The sequence below is a fragment of the Pseudomonas sp. HMWF021 genome, assembly GCF_003061005.1.
Taxonomy (GTDB): domain Bacteria; phylum Pseudomonadota; class Gammaproteobacteria; order Pseudomonadales; family Pseudomonadaceae; genus Aquipseudomonas.
Genome location: NZ_QAIK01000047.1, coordinates 9635 through 23371, shown reverse-complemented (window position 1 = coordinate 23371; position 13737 = coordinate 9635). Strand labels below are relative to the sequence as shown.

Here is a 13737-nt window from a genome sequence, read left to right as displayed (position 1 = left end):
TTCAAAAGCAAGATCAAAAGATCGCAGCCTGCGGCAGCTCCTACACGGACATCAATAGATGCCAGGCAGAAGCCGCCAGCTACGCGCGCAATAAGCCTCGTACTCGGCACCAAACTGCCCGCGCAGCAGCGCCTCTTCCGAGTGAATGCGGGCGATCAGCGGAATCAACGTCAGCGCCGCGAGCAGCAACCCGATACCGGAACGAAACGCCAACGCCCAACCCACGGCGTTGACCACCAGCCCCAGATAACTCGGATTGCGCAGGCGCGTGTAAATACCGTCGGTGACCAGCCTATGCCCCGGTTGAATCGCCACCAGGCCGCTGAACCGCCGGCCCAGCACAAACACTGGCCACAGGCGCAACGCACCACCGATGATAAACAGCAGCGCGCCGAGCCAACGCACGCCTTCGCCGCCGAAAGTCCAGAAGTCGATGCGGTCGCAGTAGGCCGGAAGAAAACCGCTGAGCAGGCCTATTACCGCGAATGCCGGAATCACCCAGCGATTGGCCCGGTCCTCGCGCTCGCCGGAACTCATGTTCACGTCGGTGAACAGAGACGCTACCACCATCACCACCGTGGCCAGCGCCACCAGCACCAGCGCCCCGTGCGAAAAGAACACCGCGAACCCACCCATGCCCCACACCGCCAGCCCCAGATAGGCAAGGGTGGCGAGCACCGCGACCACGGTCATTTGCGCAGACATTTTCATGGGCACCTCACGGCAACGACTGATCACCTGAGTGTAGATCCACCGCTACCTCCCTGTAGGAGCTGCCGCAGGCTGCGATCTTTTTACGGAGACGAGGCCGAATCGAAATCGAGAATAACCCCCGGACCTGTGGGAGTGGGCTTGCTCGCGAAGAGGCCCGTAGCCTCACTGAAAATCTCTCAAACCGATCAAGGCGCACCAAACACCATCGTCCAGTAAACCCCCTCATCACTGCGCGCCTCACTGGCAAACCCGGCGCCGACCTGGGTGAACATCGGGTTCATCAGGTTGGCGCAATGCCCGGGACTGGCCAGCCACCCGGCCATCGCCTTGCCCGGTGAACTCTGGCCGGCGGCGATGTTTTCGCCGATCTGCCGGCCCCGATAACCCGCCGCCCGGGCGCGATCCGCCGGGAGGTCGCCGTCCGGGTCGCGGTGGGCGAAGTAGTTGCCGTAGGCCATGGCCTTGCTGTGCCCTTGTGCGGCGGCGCCCAGCGCCGGGTTCCAGCTCAGCGGGCGGGCGGCGGCGAAGCGCTGGCGTCCGCACATCCGTGGGCGCGCCCGGGCGGCATTGACCTCGGCGAGCAGGGCTTTGCCGACGCTGCGGTTGTCGCCGACACGGCTGTCGAGCACCGGTTGCGCCAGCACCACTTGCCATTCACCACGGGAGCGGCTGACGCCGATGTCGGCGTACTGGGCGTCGAGCAGCGCGGTGCAGTGGCTGTCTTGCAGCTGTTCAAAGGCTTCCTCGGCGTCCCCGGCACCGACAATGCGGATACTGCGCACTGCCACCGCCGAATACCCCGAGGACTTCAAGGTCTCGCGCAAGCCACCGCCGTAGCCATAGCCGATCGGCAGCGCCAGATTCGATTTCATCGCCAGTGGCGCCAGGCGCTGGGCCGGGCGGCGTTCGCAGCGTTGCGGGTGGGCGCGATAGTCGTTGATGGCCGCCACCAGTTGCCGCTCTTCACTGGCGTGGGCGGTCTCGATGAACAACGGGGACAGGATCAGCAGGCACAGCGAAACGAAGCGTGATGAGCGAACGGCATGGCGCATGGGACGGCAGGCTCTGGGAAAAGGACAGTGCTGAAGTGGGCTGCCGCAGAATACGGCGCCAGTAGGACTGGGCTTTCGGGACTTGGTTCATGCTGGCTATCTGGCTTTTTTGCTGGGACAAAGAAGGTCAGAGCCACGCCGGTTTTGTGTTGTGAGGACTGGCCTCATCGCGAGCAGGCTCACTCCTACAGTGTCCGTGGCGTACACAAGACCAGTGAGCACACCCGAAACCTGTAGGAGCGAGCCTGCTCGCCGGTTTTGTGTCGTGAGGACTGGCCTCATCGCGAGCAGGCTCACTCCTACAGTGTCCGCGGCGTACACAAGACCTGTGAGCGCACCCGAAACCTGTAGGAGCGAGCCTGCTCGCGAAGGGGCCAGTTCAGCCGGCGCAATAATCGGCTATCAGCGATTGAGCACTTCCTGCATCCACCGCAGATACTGCGCCCGCTCGGAAATCGAGTTGTGCCCCGAATCCGGCACCACCCGCAGGCTCGCCACGCCTTTGGGGAAACGCTCCAGCAGTCGCTGTGTGCTGGCCCGTGGGATCACCTCGTCATCGCTGGCCGCCAGCAGCAAGGTCGGCACGCGAATGTGCGCGGCGTAGCGGCCCGATTCGAAACGATCCCGGAGCAGCCACTTCACCGGCACCCACGGGTATTGCCGGACGGCGAGTTCTTCGAGGCTGTTGTACGGCGTCACCAGAATCAACCGCGTTGCCGGGCGCTGACTGGCCAATCGCACCGCTACTCCCGATCCCAGGCTGCGTCCGATCACGGCGATTTGCGGATGGCTGGCGTATACCTGATCGAATAACGCCAGCGCATCTTCGGCAATCGCTTCTTCGGAGGGTGAGCCACCGCTGCCGCCGAACCCCCGGTAGTTGAGCAGAAACACCGCGTAATCGGGAAAGGCTTCACTGAACGACGGCAGGTTGCGCGACACGTCTTCGGCATTACCGCCAAAGTAGATCAGCGCCTTCGGCCCGGCATGCTCGCGAATGGTCACCCAGATATCAGCATCCGGCATCGCCAGCTTCATCCGTGAATCCGGTGCGGTGACGGCGCTGCCGGATTGGGGAAAGTAGATCAGCGAGCGCTGAAAAATGAACAGCGCTGCGCACAGCAACAGGTAGAGGGCGATGAGCAAGGCGACGAGTGACATCAGCTTTCTGGACATTCGGCTAACTTTAACGGGGCGCGGGTGTTCGCTGTCGCAGTGTAGTCCAGCGCAGCGGACGGGCAGCCGCCGCACACAACGTGCAACAGATTCACGCAGCAGGGGAACCAGCATGAGCCACACTGAGGGTTGCTCCCGTCGCCGATTGCTCACGCTGGCTGCCGGGGTTTCGGCGGTCTTCACCTTCGACCGGGCGCTGGCCACCGCCACGCCGCCGACTGCCATTTCGCCGAGCCAGGCAGGAGACCAGACCATGCAGACCCGCGCCATCCCTTCAAGCTCCGAGCCGCTGCCCATGGTGGGCCTGGGCACGTATCGCGGCTTCGACGTCGCGCCCGGCGACACCGCCTACAAGCAACTGCCAGCAGTGCTCGACGAGCTGTTCAAAAAGGGCGGCACGCTGATCGACAGTTCACCGATGTACGGCCGCGCCGAGCAGACCACTGGCGAGTTGTTGTCGATCCACGAACCGCGCTCGCCGGCCTTTCTTGCGACCAAGGTATGGACGCGCGGGCGCGAGGAGGGCATTGCGCAGATGGAAAAATCCTTCAGCCTGCTGCGTACCGAGCGCATCGACCTGATGCAGATCCATAACCTGCTGGACTGGCCAACCCATCTGCCGACCCTGCGCGAGTGGAAAGCCCAGGGCCGCATCCGCTACATCGGCATCACCCATTACACGCCGTCGGCCTACGATGAAGTCGAAGCTGTACTCAAGGCCGAACAGCTCGACTTTTTGCAGATCAACTACGCCCTCGACGACCGTGGCGTGGAAAAACGCATCCTGCCGCTGTGCCGTGAGCGCGGCGTAGCGGTGATCTGTAATCGGCCGTTCGGCGGAGGCGGGTTGCTCGCGCGGCTCAAGGGCAAACCGCTGCCGGCGTGGGTGTCGGATGTGCAGGTCAACAGCTGGCCACAACTGGCGTTGAAGTTTCTGCTGTCGCACCCGGCGGTGACCTGTGTGATTCCCGGTACCGGCAATCCGCGCTACATGGCCGACAACGCCGGCGCCGGATTCGGCCCGATGCTCACCGATGCGCAGCGGCATCAGTTGATCGCGCTGATCGATTAAACCTGTGCAGGCTCGGGGAACAGATGCTCCTTGAGAAAGTCGATGAACACCCGCAGTTTCAACTGCGGGTGTTTGCCCGAGGGCCACATGATCCGGTAGACCCCGGTTTCGGCGCAGTCCGGCAGAACCCGCAGCAGGCGGCCATCGGCCAGGGCTTCGCCGACGCAGAAGTCCGGCAGATAAGCGATGCCCAGACCTTGCAGCGCGAAGCAGATTCGCGCTTCCAGATTGTTGCAGACCATCGAGGTCGGCACCTGCAGATCGACTTCCTGCCCGGCCTCACGCAGCGGCCAGACCTGCAATTTGCCGGTGTTGGGGAAGCGAAACTGGATGCAGGAATGACCGAGCAGATCGCTGGCCTGCTGCGGTACGCCGTGGGCTTGAAAGTAGTCCGGCGCCCCCACCAGAATCATCCGGTAGCTGCCGATCAGACGCGAGGTCAGGCTGGAATCCGGGACATCGCCGGCACGAAGCACGGCGTCGTAACCTTCCTCGATCACATCGACCCGTCGGTCATCGAACGTCAGGTCGAGATCCACCGCCGGATAGGTTTTCTTGAACCGTGCCAGCACCGGCAGGAAGGGCTCGCCCACCAGCGGCAGGCTGATTTTCAGCCGTCCGCGCGGGGTGGCGTTGGTTTGGGAAAATTCGACTTGCGCCGCTTCGATCTCGGCGAGGATGCGCAGACTGCGCTCAAGAAATCGCTTGCCATCCTCGGTCAGCGTCACGCTGCGCGTGCTGCGGTTGAACAGGCGTACGCCGAAGCGCTCTTCCAGGCGCACGATGCTTTTGCCAATGGCCGAAGCCGACACGCCGAGCAAACGACCGCTGGCGACAAAACTGCGGGTTTGCGCCACTGATACAAACACATTCAACGCATTCAGGCTGTCCATCACGACACTCGACTTAACCGGTAAGGTTCAATTTACCTTAGTCATTGCGGAACAAAACGTCCGCATATAACGGAGTGGCGACCTACTTAATCGGCAACGGGCATGGCTTCTATCATCGGCGCCACAGTCCTCCACCGAGATTATCGCCATGTCCGACACCATGCAGCGCTGGGAAATTTCCGCGTTTGGCCTTGCCAACCTCAGCCAGGTCCAGGCTCCGCGTCCAACCCCGAAAGCCGGAGAAATTCTGGTCAGGATCGACGCGGTCTCACTCAATTACCGTGACACCCAGGTCGCCGAAAACGGCATGACCGCAACGTTGACGTTTCCCTTCACGCCTGCCTCGGACATGGCCGGCACCGTGGTCGCCGTGGGCGAGGGTGCGAGCCGGTTCCAGGTCGGCGACAAAGTCATCTCCACCTACATTACCAACTGGATCGACGGCAATCCGAAAACCTGGGCCGAGATGCCGACCCAGGGCGGGCCGATTCCCGGCATGCTGGCGCAGTACGTCGCCACGCCGGCCGACTGGTGCGTGCGTGCGCCGAAAAACCTCAGCGCGGTCGAGGCCAGCACTTTGCCGATCGCCGCACTGACGGCGTGGATGGCGCTGATCGAACTGGGCCATCTGCACGCCGGGCAAACCGTGGTGGTGCAGGGCACCGGCGGGGTTTCGCTGTTTGCCGTGCAACTGGCGGCGGCCAGCGGCGCCAAGGTCATCGTCACCAGCAGCAGTGACGACAAGATCGCTCAAGCCATCGCGCTGGGCGCGACCCACGGCATCAATCGCACCAGCACACCGGATTGGCACAACGCCGTGCTGGAACTGACCGACGGACGCGGCGCCGACCACATTCTGGAGATGGCTGGCGGCGACAACCTCGCCCGTTCGTTGCAAGCCGTGGTGCCAGGTGGGCGGGTGTCGATCATCGGTCTGCTCGACGCTGACGAATTGCGCACGCCGATCATGCCGCTGCTCGGCAGCCGGGCCTCGATTGTCGCGGTGGCGGTCGGCCCGCGCCGGGCGCTGGAGGACATGGTGCGGATGATCGATCACCACGGGATCAAACCGGTGATCGACGCGACTTACGCCTTTGATCAGGTGACCGAAGCCTTCGCCCATCTCAATCGCGGGGCGTTTGGCAAGGTTGTGGTCGATTTCAACAAGGCCTGAGTGCGACACATCTCAACTGTGGGAGCGGGCTTGCCCGCGAAGAGGGAGGGTCAGTCGGCAACACTGTCGCTGACCCAGCGCATTCGCGGGCAAGCCCGCTCCCACAGGGTTTTGTGTTGTTCGTAGATTTTCTTTCCTGATGTGACGAGTGTTCATGAACCGTTCCCCCCATCCCATGTCCGTCATGCCCTTCATCATTCTGGGCCTGTTCGGGTTGTACACCCTGGAACTCGGCGTGGTCGGCATCCTGCCGCTGATCGTCGAGCGTTTCGGCGTCACTGTGGCGCAGGCCGGTTTGCTGATGAGCCTGTTTGCATTCATCGTCGCGCTGTCCGGGCCGTTTCTCGTGCTGGTGTTCTCGCGTTTCGACCGCAAGAAAGTGCTGGTCGGTGCGCTGCTGTGTTTTTCCGTCAGCAGCGTGCTGTCGGCCTATGCGCCGAACTATTCGACGTTGATGGCGTTGCGCATTGTTCCGGCGATGTTGCACCCGGTGTTTTTCTCGGCGGCGTTCGCTGCGGCGATTTCGCTGTACCCCAAGGAGCGAGCAACCCACGCAACCACGGTTGCCTTCATCGGCACGACCCTCGGGCTGGTGTTCGGTGTGCCGATCACCGCGTGGGTCGCCGGTAGGTTTTCCTATGAGGCGTCGATCCTGTTCTGCGCGGTCGCGACGTTGCTGGCCGGGCTCGGATTGCTGTTCAAGTTGCCGCGCCAGACCGCTGCGCCGGAGAGCTTCGCCAGCCAGTTGTCGATCCTGAAAAAGCCACCGGTGTGGCTGGCGATCATCGCCACGGTGCTGGTGTTCACCACCAAATTCGCGGTGTACAGCTACGCCGCCGAATACCTGAAAAACCAGACCGGTCTGGACAGTGAGACCATCAGTTTCCTGTTGGTGATCTTCGGTGTCGGCGGCGTGCTGGGCAATTTGCTGGCCGGGCGCGCACTGGCCACGCACCTGGTGGCGACTGCGTTGCTGTTTCCGATTCTGTTGAGTATCGCCTACCTGATTCTGGCGCTGTTCGGCAGCGCGTCGCTGGGCTCGATGCTGCTCATCGTGCTGCTGTGGGGCGCAATTCACACCAGCGGCATGATCATCACCCAGATGTGGCTGACCAGTGCCGCGCCCGAAGCGCATTCGTTTGCCACCAGCCTGTACGTGTCGGCGGCGAATGCCGGGATCGCCCTCGGTTCGTGGATCGGCGGGGTGTTCATCGACACCTGGGGCCTGCCGGGGACGATCTGGTGCGGGTTGCTGTTTGCGCTGCTGTCGTTGCTGACGATTGGTGCCAAGGCGATGTTCTACGGTGGTCGCCAGGAGCGCCCGAACCTGCGCGGGGCAACGGTCGCTTAGTGCGCCTTGCGCAGTGCGCCGATAAAAGCCTGTAGCGCCGACGACATCTGGCGGTTGCTCGGGTAATACAGGTAGAACGCGGGGAAGGGTGTCGACCACTCTTCCAGCAGCGCCACCAGCGCGCCGCTGTCCAGTTCATCCTTGATCCACTCACGGATCCACACCGTGATGCCCAACCCATCCAGCGCCGATTGCATGGCAACGGCGCAATCGCTGACCACCAGTGAGCCTTTCACGCTCAACTCAAACGGTAAGCCGTCGCGAAAGAACCGCCACTTGTACAGCCCGGATTCGCCGGAGCGCCGCCAGTTCACGCAGCGGTGATCGAGCAGGTCGGCCGGTTCGTGCGGGCGCGTTCTGCCTTGCAGATAGTCGGGGGAGGCGATGGCGATCTGCGTCAACGGTTCACTGAGCTTGAGCGCAACCATGTCCTGCTCGATGAACTCACCCAGGCGAATCGCCGCGTCATAGCCCTGGGCAACGATGTCGGCGGTGCTGTCGTCGGTGGTCAGTTCGAGCTTGATGTCCGGGTAGGCCGTCTGGAACGCCGGCAGGATCGGCTGGATGAAATGCAGCATCGCCACCTGCGGCGCACAGATGCGCAGAGTGCCGACCGGCGTGTCGCGGTAGTTGTTGAGCTGTTCCAGCGCTGCGTCCAGATCGGCAAAGATCTCGCCCAGGCGCTCGAACAGTCTGGCCCCGGCCTCGGTGGTCGACACGCTGCGGGTGGTGCGATTGAGCAGGCGGACTCCCAGGCGTTCTTCCAGGCCTTTGATGGTCTGGCTCAGTGCCGATGGCGAAACCCCCAGTGCCTGCGCCGCTCGGGAGAAATTACGCTCGCGGGCGACGGCGAAAAACGCCCTGAGATGGCCGAACTCTTGATCGCGCATTATGTATGCCCAGCTTCACAATGTTTGTAGATGTTTTGGCATTCTAAATAAAGGCTCCCGGTCAGACAATGCGGCTACAGGCCATTGCGCCGACCGTCACTCTGGAGCCCACCATGTCTTTCAATGCTCATTTCGATGTTCTGACTTCCGCGCTCAAACCGTTGCCCGATGCTCAACGCCTGCTGCTGATCAAGGGCGGCACCCTGGTCACCCAGGACGAACGCCTGGGCAATTTCATCGAAGGCGATGTGCTGATTCGTGGCACCGAAATCGTCGAGGTCGGGACAGGGCTGAATGCGCCTGACGCCGAAGTCATCGACGCCAAAGGCATGATCGTGATTCCCGGTATGGTGGATACCCATCGCCACGCGTGGGAAGGGCAACTGCGCCGGATCAACCCGAACTCGCCGACCCTCGAAGACTACTGCAACGCCACGCATTTCTCGTTCGCCAAATACTACCGCCCGCAAGACATGTACGTCGGCAACCTGCTGACCGCGCTGGGCGCGATCAATGCCGGCATCACCACCATCATCGACAACTCGCACAACGCCCGCAGCGGCGCGCATTCCGACGCGGCCATCGACGCCTTGCACGACGCCGGTATCCGTGCGGTGCATGCGCCAGGCGCGCCATTGTCCGGGGAGTGGGAGTCCGCCCGGTGGCCGGGTGATTTGCGCCGTATCAAAGACAAGTACGCAGGTGCTGCCGGTTCGCTGGTGACCCTGGCGATGATGGCGCAACTCGACCGCGAACAATGGGAGGTGGCTCGCGAGCTGGGCCTGAACATCGTCACCGAGTTCTTCGGCGCCGGCATGGCGGCGGAACTGGACGCGTTGCACGAAGAGGGCCTGCTCGGCCCGGACAACATTTTCAATCACTGCACCTGCCTGCCGGATCACGGCTGGTCGATCCTGCGCCACGCCGGGGTCAAGGTGAACGTCTGCCCGCGTTCCGACGCTCACTACGGCCTTGAAGACGGCGTGTTTGCCTGGCAGAAAGCCGTTGATCACGGCATGCGTCCGGGCTTGAGCGTCGACAACGAAAGCTCTTACGGCGGCGACATGTTCGGTGAAATGCGCGTGGCGTTTTACCTGCAACGGGCGGCGGCGCACAGCGCGCGTTTCCATGGTCAGCCTGCGCCGGAACTGGTCAGCGCCGCGCAACTGCTCAAGGCCGCCACCCTTGATGGCGCCGCATGCGCCGGCCTCGAAGCGAGCATCGGCAGCATCACTCCGGGCAAGCAGGCCGACATCGTGCTGATCCGCACCGACAACCTCAGCGTCTACCCGTCGAACAACGCCCTGGGCACGGTGGTGCACGCCGCCGAACGTGGCGATATCGACACCGTGATCATCGCCGGGCGCATTCGCAAACAGGCGGGCGTGGTGCTGGGCGTGGATCGCGAACAACTGAACCGGGCCACGGAAGAGTCGCGCAGCTACCTGTTCAATGCCGCCGGCTACAGCCCTGATGCCTTTGCGGAGCACTTCGCCCCGCTGCATACCCACTGAGAGGTGCACGGTCATGATCCTGATTTCCTTTGCCCTGGCCTTGCTGGCCGGTGTGGCGATTGCCGTGCAAGCGGCGGTGAACAGTCAGTTGGCCGGGGCCATGACCGGCAACACGCTGGCGGCGGCGTTCTACTCGTTCCTCAGCGGCATGCTGGTGCTGGGTGCACTGGCGTGGCTGCGCGGTGGTCTGGGTGATGCGTTGAGCGTGATCCCGGCGCAACCCGGCTGGCGTCTGGTCGGTGGTGTGCTCGGCGCCGGGGCGATTTTCTGCACCGTGTGGCTGGCGCCGCGCATCGGTCTGGCGAACCTGCTGGTGCTGGTGATCGCCGGGCAGTTGCTGTCGTCGGTGGCAATCGATCACTTCGGCTGGCTGGGCGCGGTGGTGCGTCCGGCGGCGTCGATCAAGATCGCCGGCGCCTTGGTGGTGCTGCTGGGCGTGGCGCTGACGCTGTTTGGTGAGCGCCTGATCGCGATGCTCGCCCGGTCTTTCTGACCCGCAAATCTGCCCTTGTGGGAGCGGGCTTGCTCGCGAAGGCGTCAGCACATCCAGCACCTTCATTGCCTGATACAGCGCTTTCGCGAGCAAGCCCGCTCCCACAGGGGATTCGGGTTTGCCTGAGTCTTCTACGAACAACTTCATAGGTGTCGCCGTGACTGCATTCATTCATTTCGGGATGCGCAATGGATTGTCGACCCTGGCCGGCGCATTGCTGTTGGCAAGTCTGAGCAACGGAGCCCACGCGGATTTTTTCGCCGACTCTCATGCGTCGCTGGAAACCCGCAACGTCTATTTCAACCGGGACTTTCGTGACGGCCCTTCGACCCAGCAATCAAAGCGCGAGGAGTGGGCGCAGGGCCTGATGCTCAAGTTCGAGTCCGGTTACACACCCGGTGTGGTGGGGTTCGGCGTCGATCTGCTGGGCATGGTGGGTGTGCGTCTGGATTCCAGTCCCGATCGCGCTGGCAGCGGTTTGTTGCCGGTGCGCAGCGACGGGCGTGCGGCCAGTGAGTACGGCAAACTGGGCGTGACGGTGAAGGTCAAGGTTGCCCGCACCGAACTCAAGGCCGGTTCCCTGATTCCGGTGTTGCCGACACTGCGTCCACAGGACGGGATGATCCTGCCGCAGTCGTTTCGTGGTGCGATGATGGTCTCGCAGGACTTGCCGGGGGTGGTGTTGACGGCGGGGCAACTGGATCGGGTCAAGGGGCGCAATGACACCAGCTACGAGCCCATTGCGTTGAACAACAAGAACAACCGCTTCGTCACCAACGCCCAGGGCGCGCACCTGAATCTGGTCGGTGTGGATCGGCAGGTGAACGACAACCTCAAGCTCAGCTATCACTACGCAGCGCTGAGCGATGTCTACGATCAGCACTTCGTCGGGCTCACTGATACGCGGCCCATGGCCGGCGGCACAGTGAGCAGCGACCTGCGGTTTTTCTCCAGTGAAAGCCAGGGCGCGGCCAAGGCCGGCAAGATCCGCAATCAGGCGCTCAACGGTATGTTCGGTTACGCTGCGGGCGGGCACAAAGTCAGCGTCGGCTATCAGGCGATGCTCGGCGACAGCGCGTTTCCCTACGTCGAGGGCAGCGATGCCTATCTGGTCAACTACGCGCAAATCGGCGATTTCGCCGAAGCCCGCGAGCGTTCGTGGCAAGTGCGTTATGACTTCGATTTCGAGCGTCTGGGGATTCCCGGCCTGACCTTCATGAGTCGCTATATCGATGCCGATCACGCGCAAGTGGCGGGCAAGAGCGGGCAGGAGTGGGAACGCAATACCGAGGTGAAGTACGTGATCCAGAGCGGCACGTTCAAGGACGTTGCCTTGCGTTTGCGCAACGCGACTTATCGCTCGTCGTTCAGTCGCGATGCCGATGAAACGCGGATCCTCATCACCTACACCAAAGCGCTGTGGTGAAGTTCATCCGCGATACCGCAGCGCCTCCACCAACAACGCAAACGCCGGCGCCGCCTGCCGTCGGCTCGGGTAATACAGGTGGTAGCCGGCAAAGGTCGGGCACCAGTCTGCCAGCACTTGCAGCAGACGCCCGTCGGCAAGGTACGGCGCGACGATGTTTTCCGGGATGTAGCTCAGGCCAAAACCGTCCAGTGCGGCGTCGAGCAGCGGGTAGACGCCGTTCAGGGTGAATTGCCCCGATACTCGCACCTTGAGGCTTTCGCCGTCCTTCTCGAACTCCCAGGTGTACAGCCCGCCGTTGGTGGGCAGGCGCAGGTTGTTGCAGGCGTGGGTGGTCAGGTCCCGTGGCGTTTGCGGCTTTTCGCGCTTGGCGAAATAGGCCGGCGAGCCGACCACCGCCATGCGCATGTCCGGGCCGATGCGGGTGGCGATCATGCCTTGGGCGACGTCTTCGCCCAGGCGCACCCCGGCGTCGAAACCGAGCCCGGCGATGTCGACGAAACCGTAGTCGCAGGAGACCTCGACGGCGATGTCCGGGTACTTGGGCAAAAATTCCTTGAGCACTGGACGCAGCAGCCAGTTCAGCGAGTGGTCGGTGGCACTGATGCGGATCTTTCCCGACGGGGTTTCGCGCAGGTTGCTCAGGGCCGCCAGTTCAAATTCGATCTCTTCGAAACGCGGGCCGATGGTCTGCAGCAGATGTTCGCCTGCCTCGGTGGGCGAGACGCTGCGGGTGGTGCGCGTCAGCAGGCGCAGACCAAGGCGCGCTTCGAGGGCGCGGATGGTGTGGCTGAGCGCCGATTGCGAAACGCCCAGTTTGGCTGCGGCTTTGGTGAAACTGCGCTCGCGGGCCACAGCGAGGAAGGCGAGCAGGTCACTGGCGTTTTCTCGAAGCATTGATGAGTGTCCTGCATAAGTTTTTTCGAATTCTAGTCGATTATCTGAAGAGTACGGCTCGCTAAAGTGACGCAAGTTCCTTTGTAGGAGCTGCCGCAGGCTGCGATCTTTTGATGTTGTTTTTGAAGATCAAGATCAAAAGATCGCAGCCTTCGGCAGCTCCTACAGGGAGATCTCTTTCAGATTTGGAGTCTTGTGATGAATGCACATATCTCAGGCGTCACTGTCACCCCGAACGGCTCACAAGCCTCGGCCCAAGGCCCGGCGGACTGGTTCACCGGCACTGTGCGCATCGATGCGCCGTTCAAGGGTAGCGAGGCGGCGCGGGTCAGCGGTGCCACGGTGACTTTCGAGCCGGGCGCGCGGACGGCGTGGCACACCCATCCGTTGGGTCAGACGCTGATCGTCACCGCCGGTTCAGGTTTTGTGCAGGAGTGGGGGCAACCGGTTCGCGAGATCCGCCCCGGCGATACCGTGTGGATCGCGCCGGATGTGAAGCACTGGCATGGCGCCGCGCCGGACACGGCGATGACGCACATCGCGATTGCCGAGGTGCTGGAGGGCAGCGTGGTGGAGTGGATGGAGCAGGTGAGCGCTGCGCAGTACCCGCATCGCTCTCTGTAGGAGCTGCCGAAGGCTGCGATCTTTTGACTTGGTTGTTGAAGATCAAAATCAAAAGATCGCAGCCTGCGGCAGCTCCTACAGGGGTGGACAAGTCAGATCATCGGCGGCAGGGAGGAGAGGATCTTGTCGAGGGTGATCGGATACTCGCGCACCCGCGCTCCGGTGGCGTTGTAGATCGCATTCGCCACCGCCGCACTCACGCCGCAAATCCCCAGTTCGCCTACGCCCTTGGCCTTCATCGGCGATGAAATCGGATCGGTTTCATCGAGGAAAATCACCTCCTGATGCGGGATGTCGGCGTGCACCGGCACCTCGTATCCGGCCAGGTCGTGATTGACGAAGAAACCCAGCCGTTTGTCCACCGCCAGCTCTTCCATCAATGCCGCGCCGACACCCATGGTCATCGCGCCGATTACCTGGCTGCGCGCAGCTTTCGGGTTGAGAATCCGCCCCGCTGCACA

14 protein-coding genes are annotated in these 13737 nt (G+C 62.7%); 7 read left to right on the top strand and 7 right to left on the bottom strand.

From position 1 onward, the window contains the following. Positions 1-51 precede the first annotated feature (51 nt). From DBR18_RS06250 to DBR18_RS06240, 3 genes are all read right to left on the bottom strand, one after another. Positions 52-711 (bottom strand): isoprenylcysteine carboxylmethyltransferase family protein, encoded by a 660-nt coding sequence (locus DBR18_RS06250; RefSeq protein ID WP_108589679.1) that lies wholly within the window; start codon positions 709-711, stop codon positions 52-54. 188 nt (positions 712-899) lie between these two features. After that, complete coding sequence (locus tag DBR18_RS06245) at positions 900-1766, bottom strand: CAP domain-containing protein (RefSeq protein WP_108589678.1); 867 nt, start codon at positions 1764-1766, stop codon at positions 900-902. A gap of 402 nt (positions 1767-2168) precedes the next feature. Continuing rightward, positions 2169-2942: an alpha/beta hydrolase gene (locus DBR18_RS06240; RefSeq protein WP_108589677.1), complete on the bottom strand. Its 774-nt coding sequence runs from the start codon at positions 2940-2942 to the stop codon at positions 2169-2171. A 112-nt stretch (positions 2943-3054) separates the two neighbouring features. Here DBR18_RS06240 and DBR18_RS06235 point away from each other — a divergent pair, with 112 nt between their 5' ends. Next, entirely contained in the window at positions 3055-4014 is a 960-nt protein-coding gene (locus DBR18_RS06235; protein WP_177482345.1) for an aldo/keto reductase, read from the top strand. Here the strand turns inward: DBR18_RS06235 and DBR18_RS06230 are convergent. Next, positions 4011-4907: a LysR family transcriptional regulator gene (locus DBR18_RS06230; protein WP_108589676.1), complete on the bottom strand. Its 897-nt coding sequence runs from the start codon at positions 4905-4907 to the stop codon at positions 4011-4013. The two genes, DBR18_RS06235 and DBR18_RS06230, sit on opposite strands and share 4 nt — an antisense overlap. Before the next feature lie 148 nt (positions 4908-5055). On the opposite strand from DBR18_RS06230, the gene DBR18_RS06225 reads away from it, so the two are divergent. Both DBR18_RS06225 and DBR18_RS06220 read left to right on the top strand, forming a co-directional pair. Further along, the gene (locus DBR18_RS06225; protein WP_108589675.1) at positions 5056-6081 is read left to right on the top strand and encodes an NAD(P)-dependent alcohol dehydrogenase; all 1026 of its coding nucleotides are present in this window, start codon (positions 5056-5058) and stop codon (positions 6079-6081) included. 154 nt (positions 6082-6235) lie between these two features. Continuing rightward, positions 6236-7432 (top strand): MFS transporter, encoded by a 1197-nt coding sequence (locus tag DBR18_RS06220; RefSeq protein ID WP_108589674.1) that lies wholly within the window; start codon positions 6236-6238, stop codon positions 7430-7432. Here DBR18_RS06220 and DBR18_RS06215 read toward each other — a convergent pair. Continuing rightward, entirely contained in the window at positions 7429-8322 is an 894-nt protein-coding gene (locus DBR18_RS06215; protein WP_108589673.1) for a LysR family transcriptional regulator, read from the bottom strand. The two genes, DBR18_RS06220 and DBR18_RS06215, sit on opposite strands and share 4 nt — an antisense overlap. A gap of 113 nt (positions 8323-8435) precedes the next feature. On the opposite strand from DBR18_RS06215, the gene DBR18_RS06210 reads away from it, so the two are divergent. The 3 genes from DBR18_RS06210 (at position 8436) to DBR18_RS06200 (ending at position 11755) form a co-directional block, all read left to right on the top strand. Then, a complete protein-coding gene (locus tag DBR18_RS06210) occupies positions 8436-9836 on the top strand; it encodes an amidohydrolase family protein (protein ID WP_256588582.1) in 1401 nt (466 codons plus the stop codon). Positions 9837-9849: 13 nt separating this feature from the next. Continuing rightward, the gene (locus tag DBR18_RS06205; protein ID WP_108589672.1) at positions 9850-10329 is read left to right on the top strand and encodes a DMT family transporter; all 480 of its coding nucleotides are present in this window, start codon (positions 9850-9852) and stop codon (positions 10327-10329) included. Positions 10330-10510: 181 nt separating this feature from the next. Continuing rightward, on the top strand, positions 10511-11755 hold the full coding sequence (locus DBR18_RS06200; RefSeq protein ID WP_256588583.1) for an OprD family porin: 1245 nt from the start codon (positions 10511-10513) through the stop codon (positions 11753-11755). A 3-nt stretch (positions 11756-11758) separates the two neighbouring features. On the opposite strand, the gene DBR18_RS06195 is transcribed toward DBR18_RS06200, so the two are convergent. Next, a complete protein-coding gene (locus DBR18_RS06195) occupies positions 11759-12652 on the bottom strand; it encodes a LysR family transcriptional regulator (protein WP_108589670.1) in 894 nt (297 codons plus the stop codon). Between the two features lie 198 nt (positions 12653-12850). On the opposite strand from DBR18_RS06195, the gene DBR18_RS06190 reads away from it, so the two are divergent. Next, positions 12851-13276 (top strand): cupin domain-containing protein, encoded by a 426-nt coding sequence (locus tag DBR18_RS06190; RefSeq protein WP_108589669.1) that lies wholly within the window; start codon positions 12851-12853, stop codon positions 13274-13276. 92 nt (positions 13277-13368) lie between these two features. Here the strand turns inward: DBR18_RS06190 and DBR18_RS28855 are convergent. Continuing rightward, positions 13369-13737, bottom strand: a 369-nt coding sequence (locus DBR18_RS28855) for a molybdopterin cofactor-binding domain-containing protein (protein WP_256588577.1), incomplete at its 5' end; no start/stop codon positions are given.